This is a genomic window from Isoptericola sp. NPDC057191 (assembly GCF_042670225.1).
Classification (GTDB): Bacteria; Actinomycetota; Actinomycetes; order Actinomycetales; family Cellulomonadaceae; genus Isoptericola.
The window spans coordinates 40155-57989 of the sequence record NZ_JBHUWC010000005.1 but is presented as its reverse complement, the minus strand read 5'-3'; the positions used below and the strand labels follow the sequence as shown (position 1 = coordinate 57989).

At 69.9% G+C, this 17835-nt stretch carries 17 protein-coding genes and 1 pseudogene; 10 read left to right on the top strand and 8 right to left on the bottom strand.

Features of this window, described 5'->3' with window-relative positions:
• Positions 1 to 131: 131 nt before the first annotated feature.
• Positions 132 to 1988 carry a flavin-containing monooxygenase gene (locus tag ACFT55_RS02015; RefSeq protein WP_380240962.1) on the bottom strand — a complete coding sequence of 619 codons (1857 nt, stop codon included), beginning with the start codon at positions 1986 to 1988 and terminating at the stop codon, positions 132 to 134.
• 145 nt (positions 1989 to 2133) lie between these two features.
• Here ACFT55_RS02015 and ACFT55_RS02010 point away from each other — a divergent pair, with 145 nt between their 5' ends.
• Positions 2134 to 2709 carry a TetR/AcrR family transcriptional regulator gene (locus ACFT55_RS02010; RefSeq protein ID WP_380240960.1) on the top strand — a complete coding sequence of 192 codons (576 nt, stop codon included), beginning with the start codon at positions 2134 to 2136 and terminating at the stop codon, positions 2707 to 2709.
• 96 nt (positions 2710 to 2805) lie between these two features.
• Here ACFT55_RS02010 and ACFT55_RS02005 read toward each other — a convergent pair whose 3' ends face one another.
• Positions 2806 to 3249: a MarR family winged helix-turn-helix transcriptional regulator gene (locus tag ACFT55_RS02005; protein ID WP_380240958.1), complete on the bottom strand. Its 444-nt coding sequence runs from the start codon at positions 3247 to 3249 to the stop codon at positions 2806 to 2808.
• A 107-nt stretch (positions 3250 to 3356) separates the two neighbouring features.
• On the opposite strand from ACFT55_RS02005, the gene ACFT55_RS02000 reads away from it, so the two are divergent.
• A complete protein-coding gene (locus ACFT55_RS02000; protein WP_380240956.1) occupies positions 3357 to 4847 on the top strand; it encodes an MFS transporter in 1491 nt (496 codons plus the stop codon).
• A gap of 293 nt (positions 4848 to 5140) precedes the next feature.
• On the opposite strand, the gene ACFT55_RS01995 is transcribed toward ACFT55_RS02000, so the two are convergent.
• On the bottom strand, positions 5141 to 6187 hold the full coding sequence (locus ACFT55_RS01995; RefSeq protein WP_380241004.1) for a DNA-3-methyladenine glycosylase family protein: 1047 nt from the start codon (positions 6185 to 6187) through the stop codon (positions 5141 to 5143).
• On the opposite strand from ACFT55_RS01995, the pseudogene ACFT55_RS01990 reads away from it, so the two are divergent.
• The 3 genes and pseudogenes from ACFT55_RS01990 to ACFT55_RS01980 form a co-directional block, all read left to right on the top strand.
• Positions 6086 to 6298, top strand: a pseudogene (locus ACFT55_RS01990) (MarR family transcriptional regulator); the annotation flags it as partial. The gene ACFT55_RS01995 and the pseudogene ACFT55_RS01990 sit on opposite strands and share 102 nt — an antisense overlap.
• Positions 6299 to 6354: 56 nt before the next feature.
• Positions 6355 to 6480 carry a hypothetical protein gene (locus tag ACFT55_RS01985; RefSeq protein WP_380240954.1) on the top strand — a complete coding sequence of 42 codons (126 nt, stop codon included), beginning with the start codon at positions 6355 to 6357 and terminating at the stop codon, positions 6478 to 6480.
• Between the two features lie 990 nt (positions 6481 to 7470).
• Complete coding sequence (locus ACFT55_RS01980; RefSeq protein ID WP_380240952.1) at positions 7471 to 8397, top strand: NAD(P)-dependent alcohol dehydrogenase; 927 nt, start codon at positions 7471 to 7473, stop codon at positions 8395 to 8397.
• Positions 8398 to 8433: 36 nt separating this feature from the next.
• Here the strand turns inward: ACFT55_RS01980 and ACFT55_RS01975 are convergent, their stop codons facing one another.
• The gene (locus tag ACFT55_RS01975) at positions 8434 to 9003 is read right to left on the bottom strand and encodes a TetR/AcrR family transcriptional regulator (RefSeq protein WP_380240951.1); all 570 of its coding nucleotides are present in this window, start codon (positions 9001 to 9003) and stop codon (positions 8434 to 8436) included.
• 152 nt (positions 9004 to 9155) lie between these two features.
• Here ACFT55_RS01975 and ACFT55_RS01970 point away from each other — a divergent pair, with 152 nt between their 5' ends.
• The 5 genes from ACFT55_RS01970 to ACFT55_RS01950 all read left to right on the top strand — a co-directional run bounded on the left by ACFT55_RS01970 (position 9156) and on the right by ACFT55_RS01950 (position 13992).
• On the top strand, positions 9156 to 10010 hold the full coding sequence (locus ACFT55_RS01970; protein ID WP_380240950.1) for a GntR family transcriptional regulator: 855 nt from the start codon (positions 9156 to 9158) through the stop codon (positions 10008 to 10010).
• 73 nt (positions 10011 to 10083) lie between these two features.
• Complete coding sequence (locus tag ACFT55_RS01965; RefSeq protein WP_380240949.1) at positions 10084 to 11412, top strand: MFS transporter; 1329 nt, start codon at positions 10084 to 10086, stop codon at positions 11410 to 11412.
• A 2-nt stretch (positions 11413 to 11414) separates the two neighbouring features.
• A complete protein-coding gene (locus tag ACFT55_RS01960) occupies positions 11415 to 12833 on the top strand; it encodes an acyclic terpene utilization AtuA family protein (RefSeq protein ID WP_380240947.1) in 1419 nt (472 codons plus the stop codon).
• Positions 12830 to 13162, top strand: a complete 333-nt coding sequence (locus ACFT55_RS01955; protein ID WP_380240945.1) for a DUF4387 domain-containing protein — start codon at positions 12830 to 12832, stop codon at positions 13160 to 13162. Before ACFT55_RS01960 ends, ACFT55_RS01955 begins: the two co-directional genes overlap by 4 nt.
• A 149-nt stretch (positions 13163 to 13311) precedes the next feature.
• Positions 13312 to 13992, top strand: coding sequence for a hypothetical protein (locus ACFT55_RS01950; RefSeq protein ID WP_380240943.1), 681 nt, complete (start codon positions 13312 to 13314; stop codon positions 13990 to 13992).
• Here the strand turns inward: ACFT55_RS01950 and ACFT55_RS01945 are convergent.
• The 4 genes from ACFT55_RS01945 to ACFT55_RS01930 form a co-directional block, all read right to left on the bottom strand.
• Positions 13873 to 14457, bottom strand: a complete 585-nt coding sequence (locus tag ACFT55_RS01945) for an NAD-dependent epimerase/dehydratase family protein (protein ID WP_380241000.1) — start codon at positions 14455 to 14457, stop codon at positions 13873 to 13875. The two genes, ACFT55_RS01950 and ACFT55_RS01945, sit on opposite strands and share 120 nt — an antisense overlap.
• Before the next feature lie 146 nt (positions 14458 to 14603).
• Complete coding sequence (locus ACFT55_RS01940) at positions 14604 to 15536, bottom strand: carbohydrate ABC transporter permease (RefSeq protein WP_380240941.1); 933 nt, start codon at positions 15534 to 15536, stop codon at positions 14604 to 14606.
• Positions 15523 to 16497, bottom strand: coding sequence for a carbohydrate ABC transporter permease (locus tag ACFT55_RS01935; protein WP_380240939.1), 975 nt, complete (start codon positions 16495 to 16497; stop codon positions 15523 to 15525). The genes ACFT55_RS01940 and ACFT55_RS01935 overlap by 14 nt, the downstream gene beginning before the upstream one ends.
• Positions 16497 to 17786, bottom strand: a complete 1290-nt coding sequence (locus ACFT55_RS01930; RefSeq protein WP_380240937.1) for an extracellular solute-binding protein — start codon at positions 17784 to 17786, stop codon at positions 16497 to 16499. Before ACFT55_RS01930 ends, ACFT55_RS01935 begins: the two co-directional genes overlap by 1 nt.
• Between the last annotated feature and the right edge of the window lie 49 nt (positions 17787 to 17835).

The following is a 17835-nucleotide window of genomic DNA, read 5'->3' as shown; positions in this document are numbered from 1 at the left end:
CTGCTCCACCGACACGCACACCCTGGCCCGCGTGACCGCGGGCTCGCAACCGCCACAGGTCTTCCGCCGGGAACCAGGCCCGCTCCCCGCGCCGAGCGAGACCGCGAGACCTCGACGCGAGTGTCGCTGCCTCAGGGTGCGGCGGTGGCCGCCCCCACCTCTGTCCGAGCGGCCTCGGAAGCACCGACGAGGACGTCGCTCATGTCGCCCTCGCGCCACTCGGCGAGCAGCCGGTGGAAGGCCACAGGACCCGGGCTGTAGGAGGTCGGGGCGGCCCGCCGCGTGCCCTCCCCGTTGTAGTACCCGGGGGTGCACTCGGCCAGGAAGGCCGAGTTGTCGACGGCGACGTCGAGGATCGTGTCGCACCACGCCTGCTCCGCCTCGGCGGTGGGCTCGACGTACCGGGCGCCGGTCTTGGCCGCCCGGGCGAGGACGGCGGCGATGTGGCCGGCCTGCTCGGACAGGATGTGCACGAAGTTCACCGAGTTGGCGTTCTGCATCGACCCGAGATGGAACAGGTTCGGGAACCCGTGGGAGGAGAAGCCGTGCAGGGTGCGCGGCCCGCGCCCCCAGGCCTCCAGCAGCGTGGTCCCGCCGCGCCCGTGCACCGGCATCGTGCCCGAGACGACGCCGGAGACCCCGACCTCGAACCCGGTCGCGAAGATCACGCAGTCGACCTCGTACTCCGCCTCCCCCACCACGACGCCGGTCGCGGTCATCCGGGTGATGCCGCCGTGGTCGGCGGTGTCCACGAGGGTGACGTTCTCACGGTTGAAGGACTGCAGGTACAGGTCGGAGAACCCCGGGCGCTTGCACATGTACCGGTACCAGGGCTTGAGCACCTCGGCGGTCGCCGGGTCCTGGACGATGCCGTCGATACGGTCTCGGACCTGGTTCATCTTGGCGAAGTCGGCGAGCTCGTCCAGCCGCTCCCGCTCGGCCGGGTCGAGCGACGTGTCGACCGCGCCCGTGAGCATCTGGCGCTGCAGCCGCGCGGTGGAGGTCCAGCCGTCCTGCGTGAGGTCATCGTCCACGGGCTCACCGGACAGGATCGCGAGGAAGTTCTCCATGCGCTCGCGCTGCCACCCCGGCCGCAGGGACGCGACCCAGTCGGGGTCGGTGGGCCGGTTGTCCCGCACGTCCACGGACGACGGCGTGCGCTGCATGACGTACAGGTGCGCCGCGTCGCGAGCCACGTGCGGGATCACCTGCAGGCCCGTGGCGCCGGTGCCGACCACGGCCACGCGCTTGTCCGCCAGTCCCGTCATCCCGCCGTCCGCGGTCCCACCGGTGTAGCCGTAGTCCCAGCGGCTGGTGTGGAACGTGTGCCCGCGGAAGTCCTCGATCCCCGGGATGCCGGGGAGCTTCGGCTGCGTGAGGGTGCCCGAGGACACGATCACGTACCGCGCACGCATCGCGTCCCCGCGGTCGGTGCGCACCAACCACTCCTCCGCGTCCTCGTCCCAGGTGAGCTCGGTGACCCGCGTCTGGAAGACGGCGTCGCGGTACAGGCCGTAGTGCTCGGCGATCCGCACCGCGTGCCGGCGGATCTCCTCCCCGGGCGCGTACCGCATCGACGGGACGTACCCCGTCTCCTCCAGCAGCGGCATGTACACGTACGACTCGATGTCGCAGTGGATGCCCGGGTACCGGTTCCAGTACCACGTGCCGCCGAAGTCGCCCGCCTCGTCCATCATCCGCACGGACTCGAACCCGGCCTCGCGCAGCCGGGCACCGGTGACCAGACCGCCGAACCCACCGCCCACGACCAGCACCTCGACACGGTCGGTCAACGGCTCACGCTCGACCCGCTCGGTGTACGGGTCCTTCGCGTAGTACCCGAACTCCCCCGCCGCCCGCCGGTACTGCCGGTTCCCGTCGGGCCGCACGCGCCGGTCGCGCTCGCGACGGTACTTCTCTCGCAGGGCGTCGGGGTCGAAGCCGAGGTTGGCGGGGTCGACGACGTGCGCGAGCGTCGTGTGGGTCACGAGGGCACCTTCCGTGGGCGGCACAGGGCATCAGAGACGTAGCCCGGGCCACCACAACGGCGCCTCGGGCAACCACAACCGTACATCGCCGTACGTTTCCCCGTGCCCACCGCCGCGCGTCCGCACCGGTCGCTACCCTCGGCGTATGCCCGTCCCCACCAGACGCGACGCTGCCCGCAACCGCGAGCGCCTCGTGATCGCCGCGCGACGGGTGTTCACCGAGCAGGGGCCGGACGCACCGCTCGAGACGATCGCCGACACGGCCGGCGTCAGCCGCACCACCCTGCACCGCCACTTCGCCAGCCGCGCAGCCCTGGTCTCGGCCGTGCTCGAGGAGAACGTCCGGGAGATCGAGGCTCGCGCTGCGAAGCTCGCCGGCAGGGACGACGGCGCCATCGCGCTGTTCCACCACCTGCTCGACGTACAGCTCGACGCCCCCTGGTTGTCCCGGGTGGTCGGGCAGCGTGACACCTCGGAGGTCGGGGACCTTGCGCGACGGACCGCGGAAGCGCTCGACCCGCTCGTCGCACGCGCGCGCGACGAGGGGCTCACCCAGCCGTCGGTCACGACCCAGGACGTCCTGCTCGCGCTGCCCATGGCCATGGCGGCGCGCGCCGCGACGACGCACGGCGTCGGCGACGCGTCAGCCGGACATAACCCGCGCCGTGTCCGGACGATGCTCCACCGAGGACTGTTCACCACCAGCCCGCCGGGGGGTTGAGCCTCGCCTCGCGGCAGCACACGAGCGCCTGTCAGCCAGGTGGCGACGGACGATCAGCGCCCCGTCCTGAGCGTGGCGTCGAGTCGGCACACCGTGCTACCTCCGCACCGCGTCGCCGTAGGCGTCGACGAACCGGTCGAGCAGGTCGAGGAAGGTGCCGACCTCGGCCCCGAGGGCGGCGAGCCCGGCCTCGAACTCGCCGAGGGCGGTCGCGGTGGCCGACTCGTAGGCGGCGAGCCCCTCGTCGGTGGGCTCCACGAGCCGGGCAGACCGGCCCGGCTCGGCGATCCGTCGCAGCAGGCCTGCGGCGAGCGCGCCGTTGACCTGACGGTTCACGGTGGACTGCTCGAGTCGCAGCGCGTCGCCGATCTCCCGCAGGGTCCGGGGCCGGCCGTCGGAGAGCAACCACAGCAGCCGACCGTCGGCGACGCCGAGGGGGCTGCGGTGCTCGGCCATGCGTCGGTGCACCTCGAGCTGGACCAGCAGGCCCGCGGCCCGGCGGTCGTCGCCGAGCGGGCGGTGATCGGGAGCAGGCGTCACGGACGACAGTGTCCCAGACGGCATCGGTCCTCCAGAGTTGACTCGACCAGATATGTAGGTACCATACACAAGTTGCTATGTATCTTACACATCCCGCGAGGAGTGCCATGAAGTCCCCCTCCCCTGACGCCGCACCGGCGTCACGGTCGTCCGCCGGCGCGGTGGCCGTCATCGTCGTCCTCGGCTTCAGCAGCCTGTGCGCCGCGCTCATGCAGTCCTTGGTCATCCCGATCCAGAGCGATCTCCCCCAGCTCCTCGGCACGTCCGCCGCGAACACGTCCTGGGTCGTGACGGCGACCCTGCTCGGAGGCGGTGTCGCCATGCCCGTGGCGGGGCGCCTGGCCGACCTGTACGGCAAGAAGCCGGTCCTCGCCGTCTCGGCCGCGGTCCTCGTGATCGGATCGTTCGTGTGCGCGGTCTCCGACTCCGTCGGCCCCATGATCGCGGGCCGGGTGCTGCAGGGCATCGCGATGGGCTACATCCCGGTCGCCATCAGCATGGTCCGGGAGACGGCACCCGCGCACCTGCGGAACACCGCCGTCGCCGGCATCAGCGCCACGCTCGGCGTCGGCGGTGCGCTCGGCCTGCCGCTGGCCGCCTGGATCGCGCAGGACTTCGACTGGCACGTCCTGTTCTGGGTCTCGGCCGCGCTGGCCGCCGTCATGACCGTCAGCACCCTGGCCGTCGTCCCGCACGTGCACGACGCCCACCCCGGCCGCCTCGACGTCGTCGGCGCGCTCGGCCTCGCAGCAGGGCTCGTCGCCCTCCTCGTCGGCGTCTCGAAGGGCAACGACTGGGGCTGGGACGCCGCGAGCACTCTGGGCCTGATCGTCGGCGGCGTCGTCGTCCTGCTGGTGTGGGGCTGGTACGAGCTGCGCCACGACGACCCCCTGGTCGACCTGCGCACCACCGCCCGCAAGCCCGTGCTGTTCACCAACCTCGCCGCACTCCTCATCGGCTTCGGGATGATGGCGCAGTCCATCGTCGTGCCGCAGCTGCTCCAGATGCCCGAGGCCACCGGTTACGGGCTGGGTCAGACCATCCTCGAGGCCGGCCTGTGGATGGCTCCCGCGGGCCTGATGATGATGCTCTTCACCCCGGTGTCCTCGCGCATGCTGACCCGTCTCGGCGGGCGCGTCACCCTCGCCGTCGGCGGCGCCGTGCTCGCCCTCGGCTACGTCGTCGCCGTGTTCCTCATGGACGCCCCCTGGCAGCTCATGCTGGCGTCCTGCGTCGCCTCCGCCGGTGTCGGCATCGGCTACGCCGCCATGCCCACGCTCATCCTCAGCAACGTCCCGCCCACCGAGTCCGCCGCGAGCGTCGGCCTCAACAGCCTCATGCGCTCCATGGGCACCACCGTCGCCGGCGCCGTCATGGCGATCGTCCTCACCAGCCAGACCACCACCCTCGCGCCGGGAACCCCCGCGATCCCCACCGAGGGCGCCTTCCAGCTCTGCTTCGTCATCGGCGCGGCGGCAGCCGCCGTCGGCGCGCTCGTCGTCCTGCTCATCCCGCGCCAGCGGGCCGAGCTCCCGGCACCCTCCGCCCACCAGGTCCAGGACCAGGACGTGGCGGACGGCGAACCCGTCGCCGTCTGAGCCTCGACACGACGAGAACCGTGGGGTCGGCGAGACCCCGCGGGCACGTCGAAGGCCCCGTCCTCCGAGAGGGCGGGGCCTTCCGCTCCGCGGCCGCAGCGGACACCCCCTCGATGAGGAGATCCGCAGGATCGCAGCAGCGAGCAAGCGCTACGTCGGCCGCCGTCAGCGGTGGGACAGGAGTTCCTCAGCGGGGCACCGAGCGGCGAGACCGTGATCGGTCGACGACCGGCACGCTGTCGGCCTCGCGGTTGTCGTCAGCCGGCCGCCGCCGCATGCCGCAGCGACGCGCCTCACCGACGGCCGGCGATCTCGTGCAAGCGGTTCTCCCGCTGCGCGCGAAGGAGGACGGCAGCCCACGTCCGGAACGGCCGCCAGCCTTCGCCCACCTCGGCGACCGACGCGCCGGGCCCGTAGAGCGCCTCGACCTCGGCGTCGAGCCGCCGCTCCCGAGCCGGCAAGGCGTCCGGCACGTTGGCTCCGCGCAGCACGATGAGCTCGGCGGCGAACGGGCCGACGCCCGTGATGTCCTGGACCGAGGTCAGAGCCTCGCGGGGGTCCATCGCGCGCAGCACGGTGCCCGCGAGCCGCCCCTCGAGGGCGGCCTCGGCCACAGCGTGAAGGTACTCGGCCTTGCGGCCAGGGAGATCGAGGTCGAGCGCCGCGAGAACAGCCGGCGCCGGGAACGCGCCATCGTCACCATGCCGGTCGATCAGCTCGCGCCGAGTGCGGGCGGCCTGCACGATGCGGACCCGCTGCGACAGCACCGACCACGCGGCAGCCTCGTACGGGGAGTGGAAGCCGCACGGCCGCAAGCCCGGCAGCGCCGCCTGGGCGGCGCCGATCACCGGGTCGCGCGTGCCGATCTCGGGCCACCCCGTGGCGTCGACGTCGAGCGCCAGGAAACGTGCCACCTGGTCGGCCGCGGCGTCGAGGTCGCCGTCCCCGCGCACGGTGATCGTCGCCTGCGCACCGTCTTGTCGGACGACGGCGCTCGCGCTGGACCAGTCGGTATCGACCCGGAACACCGTGCTCAGCGAGGCGCCCGGAGCGTCCGCATCAGGCAGCGCCGCTGGTGCGAAACCTTCCCAGAACTCCCTGCTCATCGCGAGGGACCACGGGCCCCGCACCACCCGCTCGATGCCCAGCTGCGCCATCGTGCACCTCCTTCGGCCGCTTCCACAGCCATTGAATGTCAACCCCCCGTCATCGGCCCCCTGGAGGAGTCGATCGGCTACCTGCTCAAGGAGGCTGCCGCGGTACTGCGCGGAGCGATGGACGCGGTACTGCGCCCCCTGGGCCTCACCGTTCCGCAGCACGCCTGCCTCGAGCTGCTGCACCAGAGGCCGGGGCTCTCCAACGCCGAGCTCGCGCGTGGAGCGTTCGTCACACGGCAGTCCATGAACCTCGTCCTGCGAGCCTGTGCCACGCCTGGTCTGCGGGACCGGCCTTTCTGCTGCCGAGCACCGTCCTGGGCATCGAGGTCCTCGCCGACGGCTGGGACAGGGTGCGCATCAACCCTCGGCTGGGTGACCTGGACTGGGCCTCTGCGACCGTCCCGACCCGGCACGGCGAGCTGACGGTCCGCGCCACCTCCGAAGGTTCGGTGGACGTCGAGGTCCCCCGTCGATGACGGTCGTCCTCGACGACGTCGAACACGCCGGGCCAGCCACTTTCCGCACGACGCGCTCCTTCGACGACGCCGCAGCGGCTGCTGCTCGGACAGGTGACAGTTCGAGCTGGCGCCATGGTGACGCGCGCGCAACCAGCGACAGCTGCGGCCTGACAGCTCCGGGTTCCTGAGCCTCGACGAGCCCCGGCATCGGAGATCTGGGCGAGCACAGCTGCCCGGACCCGCCCAACCCCACGGACCCCGAAAGGACCAGGAAGTAGACCAGCAGCTCGCCGCGGCCTGCGGTCGTGGCGCTGCTCGAGCCCGATGATGGCGGGATCGAATCGAGTCGCCGCAGGCGCGGACAAGCACGAAGGTCTCGCCCCGGCGCAGGACGAGACCTTCGTTAACCCGACAGATCTGGGATTTCGGAGACGTTGAACTGTCCAAACCCTCATCCACCTGCGGTTTCTCCATGAGCTGTGAGGCTGTGCGGGAACCAGGGGAATCGAGCGCGCCCCCGCTGAGCGGGACTGCGAGACACCGACAGGAGAGTCGTGGTCTCAGGGTGCGGCGGATGCCGCCCTCTCATGGTGCGAGCCGAGCTCGGCGCAGCGACCAGGCTGCACGGCTCGGCACCGTCAGCGGGTGGCTGCCGCGAGTAAGCAGATGAAACCCCACGCCGGGTGGCTCGTCGCTGCTACTGGCAGCCCAGGCTGGCGAAGTCGGAGCCGCGGCGAGGAGAGTCGCGTAAGGACGATCTCTCACCGCGGCTGTCATCTCACGCGGCCCGGCTGCATGGCTCACGGCAGACCGGGGAATCTCGCATGCCGCGGCGAACAGCGGCGTTCTGCGAGTGCGTCGATGCTCGCTCTCCCACTTCTGCGCGTTGTCGGCGAAGTGCCGAGCGACCACTCGTAGGGTCGCTGCGAAACGAGAACGTCGTGCGAGAAGGGAGACGTCGTGACGGAGATGCGAGCGGCGGTGTTCGACCGGTACGGACCCCCGGAGGTGCTGCGCATCGCGAAGGTGCCGATGCCCCGTCCGGCAGCCGGTGAGGTGCTGGTGCGCGTGCTGGCGACGAGCCTCAACGGCGGTGAGGTCCAAGGGCGCGCGGGGCGGCTGAGCGCGGTGCTGGGGAAGAAGTTCCCGATGCGGACCGGCATCGATCTGGTGGGGGAGGTCGTCGAGGTGGCCGCCGACGTCGACGATGTAGAGGTCGGCCAGATGGTCTGGGCGATCAGCGAGACGCCCCCCGGCACGGCGGCCGAGTACTTCGCGGTACGACGCAGTCGACTGTCACCGGCCCCGTCCACCCTGACCGCGCTGCAGGCGGTGACCATCCCGGCGGGTGCCACCAACGCCGTCACGGCGTTGCGCGACAAGGCCGCGATCAAGCCTGGCGAACGCCTGCTCGTGCGAGGCGCGACGGGGGGCGTGGGCAGCTTCGCGGTGCAGGTCGGCAAGCTCTATGGCGCGCACGTGACCGCCCTCGCGCGTGCCGAGGCGCTCAGCACCGCGCGCAGCCTCGGTGCGGACGAGGCGATCGACTATCGCAGCACCCCGCTGTCAGCGCTCGGCCGGTTCGACGTCATCGTCGACACCGCAGGGTCGGACTTTCGCGGTCAACGCCGGTTGCTGAGCCCTGGCGGACGGATGGTGGCCATCACGATCGACATGAACCGACGCCTCGCGAGCCTGGCCTATGTGCTGGGCTCGACGATCCACGGGCCGCGACGCGTGCGGATCTTCCGTGGCGATCCCGACCCTCAGCTGCTGACCGACGTGGCGAGGCTCGCAGACCAGGGCGTGCTGCGACCGATCGTGAACGAGGTGTACCCGCTGGACCGGATCGCCGAGGCTCATCGGTCGCTCGAGGCCGGCGGCGTGATCGGCAAGCACGTCATCGAGATCGCGAAGCCGTCCGTCGAAGCGTGAGCCGCCCGCCGGATCTGCGCCCGTGCCGACGGGCGGTCAGGAAGTCGCCGGGTTGCGGAAGCCCGCCACGAGATAGCCGGCGAGCTTCTTCGACGCCGCCCGACGCGCGGCGACGTCACCCTGGACCAGGCCGGCATTGGCGGCGAGCACGAGCGTCAGGTCGTCACGACCGAACTCGGCGCGGAGTGCTCCGGCCTCCTTCGCCCGACGGACGAGATCGGCGAAGGCCTGTTCGGCGACACGACGCTGGTCGTCGAACTCGGACGCACCGCCCGGTACTGCGGAGAGGAAGTCGCGTGTGAGGCCACGACCATCGGCGTCCACGGTGCACAGCGCCTGGATCGCGGCGCTGAAGCCGCGCCACGGGTCCGAATCGCGAGAAGCCTCGAGGATGCGGGACACGCACTCGTCCACCCGCGTCGTGAAGACCGCCGCGACAAGCGCATCGCGGGTCGGAAAGCGGCGATAGATCGTCGCCGCACCGACACCAGCACGCTGGGCGATCTCGGAGGTCGGCACCTGCAGGTCCCGCTCGGCGAAGAGCACACGAGCGGCCGCGAGTATGCGCTCCCGGTTGAGCTGCGCGTCCCGCCGGAGATCGCCCATTCCGCGATGCTACGAGAAGTGGACAAGCGCTTCCACATCCGCGGGTCCCCTCTTCGCACGCACGCGACATCGCAGACGAGCTGACCACCAGGGGCGTGGCCCTGAGAGGTGTTCTCACCACCGCGCCCCCGACCACCAGCACAGGCGTCGAGGTGAAGCGGTTGCGCCAGGTCGTCGAGGCCGCACGCTCGTCGTCCTGCATGTGGGTCGCCGAGGCCGAGGCCCGTGCGGCACGCGAGGCCGACGACGATGCTCTGGCCTGCCGTGAGACGCGCCGCAGTAGGCTCGCACCCATGGTGCGTCCCGCTCTCTCCAGCCTCACGTCGACGACGCTCAGCGACCAGGCGTACGCGTCGATCCGGGCGGCGATCTCGAACGGCGAGCTCCCGCGCGGGGCCAAGGTCACCGAGCGCGGACTGGCCGAGATGCTCGGTGTCAGCCCGACGCCGGTTCGGGAAGCGATTGCGCGCCTCGTGCAGGATCGCCAGATCGAGCGGGTCGGGCTACGCACCATGCGTGTTGCAGAGTTCACGGACGAGTCCCTCGAGGAGATCGATGAGATCGAGGTGACGCTGCAGGCCCTCACGGCGCGGTTTGCGGCACGTAAGGCAACGAGTACGGACATCGAGAGGCTGACCGCGTTGCTCGCCTCGGCGGAAGCCGACGCCGAGCTATTGCTCACGCAGCTCGGCAGCCAAGAACAGCTCGATGAGCGCGCTGCGCGACGGGCCTTCGACGGCATCCGCCGATTCCACGACGAGATCGAGGTGATCGCCGGCAACCCGGTGCTGGCGCGGCTGCTTGAACAGTCGCGCGCCTTCAGCCCGGCAGAGCGTGCGGAGGCGACGCGGACGCTGACTCGCGTGTCGGCGGTCGGCATCCGCGAGCGCTACGGCGATCACCAGGCGCTCCTGGACGTGATCGCCGCCGGGGACGAGGACGCCGCCGCCGAGATCGCGCTCCGGCACGGCGAACGCTCCCACCGAGACATCCGGCGCGTCGTCTGACCCTGGTTGTCGCCAGCGCGGGCGTGCCGTATCGTGCGTTGCTATAGCAAATAGCGACAGACGAAGGAGTCTGGTGAGCGCAGCAACGATCCCGACCAGCGGCAAGCACCCCGTGACCGACCGCGGCAGGCTGAACCTTCGGGCAGCGATGCTCGTCGCTCTCGCCGTGTTCGCGCAGGAGTCGGTCTGGAACTTCTACGACGCGCAGGTTCCGGCGAGCATCGCCCAATACACCACCAGCGCGGCCCTCATCGGCCTGCTGATGGGGCTCGACAACGTGCTGGGCATCGTCCTGCAACCACTCATCGGGCATCTGTCCGACCGCACGCGCAGCCGTTGGGGCCGTCGCGTCCCCTACCTGGTGATCGGTGCCCCGATCGCAGCCGTCTTCTTCGTGCTGATCCCGTTCACCAGCTCGTTCGGGTCACTCATCATCTGCTTGTTCCTGTTCGGCCTGACCGCCAACTCGTTCAAGTCCGCCGTCGACTCGCTCACGCCCGACTTCCAGCCGGCAGGCAAGCGCAGCACTGCGAACGCCATCGCGAAGGTCGCGACGAGCATCACCATCGTCGTGTCGTCGCTGATCAGCTTGCTCATCGTCGACCGCAGTGTGCAGCTCGCGTTCGCGATCCCGGCCTTGATGATGGTGTGCGCCACCATCATCGTCGCGCTGACGATCAAGGAGACGAGCTCTCCCGGCTATCAGCGGGCGATCGCCGAGGATGACGCCGAGATCGCCTCGACCCCGTGGACCTTCCGCGCGGTCATCGGCGACCTGATGCGCGATCGCAGCCGGGTGATGATGCTCGTGACGATCTTCGCCACAGCGGGAACCTGGGCCGCCATGCGATCCCAGCTGACCCCCTACGCCATGGACGTGCTCAGCCTGACGCGAGGTCAGGCCGGATCGCTCGCCCTGCCCGCCGGCCTCGCCTTCATCGTCGTGGCTGTGCCGATCGCGCTCTGGAGCGACCGGTTCGGTCGCCGCAAGGTCACGGGAATAGGAACGATCGTCTTCGCTCTCGGCTGCATGCTCGCATTCACGGTGCCGACCGTGCCCGTCACGATGGTGGGAGTGATCATCGCATCCATCGGCTACGCCGCGTTCTCGATCAACGGCGTCGTCATCATGTGGAACCTCGCCCCCAGTGCCACCGTCGTCGGCACCTATACCGGCCTCTACGCGATCGCGACCGCTCTCGGGGCCTCGCTCGGCCCGGCCATCATCGGTGTGATGGTCGACCTGACGTCCTGGCGCTTCCTGTTCCTGCACGCCACGATCCTCGTCGCCGTCGCGTTCCTCTGCCTCCTCGGCGTGCGCCGCGAGATCAACCCACGACAGTTCGACGACGTCGACACCCGGCCGGCGGATGATGCCGGCACGCCCCGAAAGGAGAGCTGAACTTGGAGATCCGCGTTCTCGCACCCACCGGAGTCCTCGGCGGAGGCTTCACCGAAGAATCGCTCGAGGCCGGCCTCGCCCGCCGGCCGCATGTGATCGCCTGCGATGCCGGATCCACCGACAGCGGGCCGTCAGCTCTCGGGTCCGGGGTGCCGAAGCTCTCTGACGCCGCCGTGCGGCGTGACCTGCGGCTGTTGCTCCTTGGTCGAGCGCGCCTCGACGTGCCCCTCGTCGTCGGATCGTGTGGCACGAGCGGTCGAGACGTCGGAGTCGACGGGGTCGCCGCTCTCGTGCGCGAGATCGCCGAGGCGGAGGGTCTGTCGCTCCGGCTCGCCCTCATCTACTCGGATCAGCCGACCGAACGGCTGGAGAGCGCCCGATCCGCAGGGCGCATCCGTGCCCTCGAACCCCTCGTGCCGATCGAACCGACCACGCTCGTCGACAGCCACGTCGTGGCGATGATGGGGTCCGAACCCATCGAACGAGCGCTGAGCGCAGGGGCGGACGTGGTTCTCGCCGGGCGCGCGAGCGACACTGCTCTCTTCGCCGCGCTCCCTCACCTGCAGGGAGCGGACGCCGGGCTCACCTGGCACGCCGCCAAGACGGTCGAGTGCGGGGCGGCGTGCGCGGTGCCGCCATCGGCCGACGGGCTGCTCGTCTACCTGCGCGACGACCACTTCGACGTCGAAGCCTTGCAACCTGGATCCCGCCTGACCGCGCAATCCGTCGCGGCCCACACGCTGTACGAGAACGCCGACCCCTTCCTCGTCGTCGAACCGTCCGGCGTGCTGGACACCTCAGCGGCAGAGTACGAGCAGATCAGCGAGACGATGGTGCGGGTGCGCGGTGCACGCTTCCACGCCTCCGACACCTACACGAACAAGCTCGAAGGCGCGCGCCTGCGCGGCTTCCAGACCGTGGCCGTCGGCGGCGTGCGCGACCGCATCGTGATCGCCCGACTGAAGCAGATCCTGCCGATGGCCAACCAGTACTTCACCGAGCGCATCCAGGCGCTCTTTGCTGGGAACGTGGACCCGGCTGACGTCGACATCCGATTCACCCTGTACGGAGACGACGCCGTCCTCGGCGAGCGCGAGCCGTTGCGCGGTCAGCCCGCCCACGAGATTGGCGTGCTGCTCACCGTCACCGCAGCCACGCAGGAGATCGCTCACGCCGTCGGCGCCACGGCCGCGCACGTGCTCTCGCACCTGCCGATCCCCGAGTACGACGGCCTGGTCTCGACCGTCGCCTATCCCTTCTCGCCCCCGGAGATGGATCGAGGGGCCGTGTACGAGTTCACGCTCAACAGCACCGTCGTGGTCGATGACCCATCCGCTCTGTTCCGTACCGAGTTCGAGACGATCGTCGCCCAGGCGCCGCGAGGTCCGATCGGTCCGACCTTGGAAGGATCCGCCGCATGACCGCGCTCGTGGAGCTCTGCAGCCTCATCCGATCGAAGAACGCAGGGCCGTTCACGCTGACGTTCGACATCATGCTCGGTGACCAGGCCGCGTACGACCGGGTCGTCGGAAGCGGCATCCTCACTCCCGATCTCTTCGCGTCCCTCTACGGCGCGGACGCGGCCACGGTGCGTGTCTTCGAGCATCCCGCGGCACTCGCGGTGAAGGCCTCCATGCCTCGACCGGTGATCCAGGGCTCAGCAGGCGACGTCGATTGCTATGGCGGACAGCAGCATGCGCTCCTGCTCGACGTCGACGTTCCCGAACGCGACGACGAGGACGCCGCATGAACGCGCGGCTCAGGGCCGACGGCCTGCCGGACGGGCACCCAGCACTGCAGTTCATGCTCGGAGCGACCCCGTTCTTCGCCCTCGGGTCCGACCCACGGTTCTCCTACTCCCTCTACGTCCCTGTCGGTTACCCGGGTCTACCCCACCCGATGCCGCTGGTCGTCGCCGTGCACGGCACTCATCGGACGGCAGAGAGCACACGCGACTCCCTCGCGGAGTTCGCGGAGCGCGCCGGTGTGGCCGTGCTCGCCCCGCTGTTCCCCGCGGGCCTCGGCGGCCCGAACGAGCTGAACGACTACAAGGAGGTCGCCGCAGGCGGCGTGCGCTACGACGAGGTTCTGCTGGCCATGATCGACGAGGCGGCCGAGAGATGGAGTCTCGACACCGCGCGCGTCGTGGTGTCCGGGTACTCGGGCGGCGGCCAGTTCGCGCTGCGATTCACGCTCCTGCACGCAGATCGGGTGCGGGCGGCTTCCATCGGCGCGCCCGGGCGCGTCACACTGCTGGACGACGAGCCGTGGCCGCACGGAATCGGCGACACGCCGCTCGTCTTCGGACGGCCGGTGGATCTGGACGCGTTGCGCGCCGTCGACCTCCAGGTCGTGGTCGGGGGCCTCGACGATTCGAGCGAGCTGTTGGCCGCTGTCGCCTCCGACCCCCGCGAGGCGCGCGCGGGTGCCGGTCGCCGCGATCGTGCGGCGTTCCTGGCGTCAACCCTCGAGGCCCGAGGGCTGAACGTGAGGCTCGACATCGTGCCGGCCGTCGCCCACGAAGCAGCGGGCGTGCTGCCGGAGGTCATCAAGTTCCTTGAGGAGACCCTGTCCACCTGAGCCGGAGACTCCGAGGCCGTCGCAGCTGCCACTCGGTGCAGGCCCCCGGCAAAGTCGTCGGGGGTAGGTGTGGTGAACTGCTGGTTTGTCGCGTCGAAGCAGGCGCGGGTGTGCTCTGAGCCTTTCGATGGGTCGTTCCTTCGCCCTCCCCCAGCTCGCGACCGAGGCGCGATCGGGCCTGGAGGACGCGCCGACCTCGTCCAGCGCAGCCTTCCCCACCCCGTAGTGGGTGTCAGGTCGCGGCGCAGGCATCCCCACGATCGGCGATTCCGTCGGCAAGAACCCTGCTGCGTGCACGGAGCTCGCCAGGAGCAACCGCCCCATCCCTGCCCGGCGCACCGCCTCGCACACGGCTCGCGTGCCGTCGACGTTCACCGCAAGGATGTCGGCCCACTCACGCTCCTGCGCCTCCGGTGCTGACGAGGTTGCCCATGCTGCTCCCGTCGTCCAGCACCCGTCCGCCAGGCCATGAGTGAATCGAACCCGGCGCGCAAGACACGCGCGCGCCGGGTTCGGGGACGGCAGCGGGGCGAGTGCTCCACAAGCTCCCTCGAAACAGAGGCCGGCTCCTGGGGGTACCCCACCCCGATCCGCCCGCTCCCCGGGTCAGCTCACCCCTTGACGGCCCCGGCCGCGATGTTGGCGATGAAGTGTCGCGACCCGATCAGGAACACCCCGATCAGTGGTACGACGCTCATCAGCGCACCGGCCATGACCATCCCGTAGTCGGTGTTGTAGATCGAGTTGAGCTGCGACAGCGCCACCTGCAGCGTCTGCCGGCCCGGGTTGATCAACACGACCAGCGGCCACACGTAGTCGTTCCACGCCCCGATGAAGGTGAAGATGCCGAGGAACGCGAGCCCACCGCGCAGCATCGGCACGGCGATCGCGAAGTACGTGCGGAAGAACCCCGCACCGTCGATCCGCGCCGACTCGAGGAGCTCGTCCGGGATCGCCCCGTCCGCGAGCTGCCGCAGCAGGAAGATGCCGAAGGCGCTCACGGCGCCCGGCACGATCAGCGCCTGGAGCGTGCCGATCCAGCCGAGGTTCGCCATGATCACGAAGTTCGGCACGAGCGACAGCTGGGCCGGGACCAGGAACGTCACCAGCAGCAGGGCGAACAGCACGTTCTTGAACGGGAACTGGTACTTGGCGAACGTGAACGCGGCGAGCGAGCAGAAGAACATCACCAGCGCCGCGCAGGAGAGCGACACGATGAGGGTGTTGCCGAGGGCGCTGAGCAGGTCGATGTTCGCGAACACGTTCTGGATGTTCGTCCACAGCTCGGGACCAAAGGTGAGCTTGGGCGGGTAGCCGAAGATGTCCGCCGTCGTGTTCGTCGACATCGCGACGAGCCAGTAGAACGGGAAGATCGACAGCAGCACGCCGATGACGAGCACGAGGTGGGTCACGGTCGACCGCACCACGCGCTGCGCCCGAGGCGCGAGCGGCCGGGCCGACCGGGCCCCCGTCGTCGTGTCGGCGGCGGGGGTGTCGGGCCTGGTGTCGGTGCTGGTGTCAGTGCGGGTGTCAGTGCTGGGCACGGTGCTTCCTCCATCCGCGCGTGTCGCGCTCGCTGACCAGCCGCCAGTTGATGATCGAGAAGATGGCGGCGATGACGAACAGTGCCCAGCCGAGGGCCGAGCCGTACCCGAAGTCGAACTGCGTGAACGCCTGGTTGTACTGGTAGAGCACGATGGTCATGCCCGCCTCGTTGGGCCCGCCGGTGTCGCCGAGCAGCACCTGCGGCTCGGTGAAGAGCCCGAGCCCGCCGATGGTCGAGGTGATCACCACGAAGAGGATCACCGGGCGCAGCAGCGGCACCGTGATCCGGCTGAACGTGCGCCACGTGCCCGCGCCGTCGACCTTCGCGGCGTCGTAGAGGTCGCTCGAGATGGCCTGCAGGCCGGCGAGGAAGATGATCGCGTTGTAGCCCGTGAACCGCCAGATCACCATGACGGCGATCGTCACCTTGATGCCCCAGTCGGAGCTCAGCCACGGGATCGCATCCAGGTGCAGCGCCGTGAGGGCCGAGTTGACGAGACCGAACGAGTCGGAGAACACCGACCCGAAGACGATCGCCATCGCGACCATCGACGTGACGTTGGGCAGGAAGTACGCGACGCGGTAGAAGCCCTTGAACCGGATGTTCTGGTGCAGGAAGAACGCCAGGAGGAGCGCGAGGAAGATCATCGGCACCGTGGAGAGGAACCAGATGATGAAGGTGTTCGCGACCGAGTTCCAGAACCGCGGGTCGCTGATCAGGAACGTGTACTGCTGCAGGCCGACGTACTTCATCTCCCCGACGCCGTCCCAGTCGTGGAACGAGATGAACAGGGAGAAGACGATCGGGACGAGGCCGAACACGAGGAACAGCAGGTAGAAGGGCGAGATCGCGAGGTACTGCGGCCAGTACCGCCGGAGTCCCCGCGGCTTCTTGGCCGGGCCGGTCGGCGTGGCGAGCGCGCTCGATCCGGAGACGGGCGGCGCCGTCGTCGTCGCCATCAGATCAACCCCTTCTTCTGCAGCAGCCGGTCGGCGCGCGCCATGGCGTCGTCCCAGGCACGTTCCGGGTCCTTGTTCTGGGTCTCGACGTTGGTCAGCTCGAGGTTGATGCCGTCGATGATCAGGTTCTCGTACGGGCTGATGAACGTGGTCGGCACCTCCTCCGCCGCGCGGACGAACGCCTGCGTGATCGGCTGGCCGCCGCAGAACTCGTCGGGACGGTCCGGGTCGATCGCCATGAACGAGTCGGGCGTGGACGGGAACAGCTGGGCCTCCTCGTAGCTCGTCACCTGGTGCTCCGGCGACGTCAGCCAGGCGAGCAGCGCGAACGCCGCCTCCGGGTCCTTGGCCGTCTTCGGCACGGCCAGGAACGACCCGCCGTTGTTGCCGGCCAGGCCGGGCTGGTGGGCGACACCCCACAGCCCCTTGGTGTCCGGCGCGGCGCCCTGGAGCTGCGGCCCCCACCAGGCGGCCTCGATGTTGGACGCGAGCCGCCCGGCGGACAGCGCCGAGTTCTTCTCCGTGTCGGTGAACGCCCGTGCGGTGACACCCTCCTGCCCGGCCTGCACCGCGACGTCCCACGCCTGGCGCACCGCCGAGTTCTCCCGGTCGTAGAGGCGCGCGCCGCCGGAGTCGAAGTAGCGGTCCGCGCTTGCCCCCATCAGCTGGGCGAAGGCCTGCGGGCTGCTCGTGATGATGGCCGCGTCCGCGTCGGTGCGCAGCTTCTTGCCCGCCTCGATCCAGGCGTCCCACCCGGTCATCGACGCGGTGACCTCGTCGGGTTCGCTGGGAAGCCCCGCGTCGGCGAAGACGTCCCGGCGATACCAGAGCGCGGTGGGGCCGGTGTCCATCGGCCAGAAGCAGAGTCGGTCGTTCGACGTGACCCCCATCTGCAGCTTCCACTCGAGGTACTTGTCGCTGTACTCCCCGGCCCCGAGCTCGTTCAGGTCGTGGAACTGGTCCTCGATCGGGAAGTAGGTCGCGACGTTCGAGTTGAGCGCCGTCACGTCGGGGACGTAGGCACCGCCGGCCAGGCTCGTGCGGAGCTTGACGTCGATGCCGGTGCTGACCTTGTCGGTGTCCAACCGGAACCGCGTCCCTGGGATGCCCTTGCGGACCGTGGCCAGCAGGCTCTCGGCGATGCTGAGGTTCCAATACCAGAGCGTGAGGGTCTTGGGGTCGGACGAGATCGACACGGTCGGTGAGCACCCGGACAGGGCCCCTGCGGCGGCCAAGCCGGTCAGGCTCAGGGAGCCGGCCAGGAATGCGCGGCGAGAGAGTCGTTCCACGCTGTCTCCAAGTCTCTTCGTCGAGTCGTGGTTCTTCGAGCGTCATCCG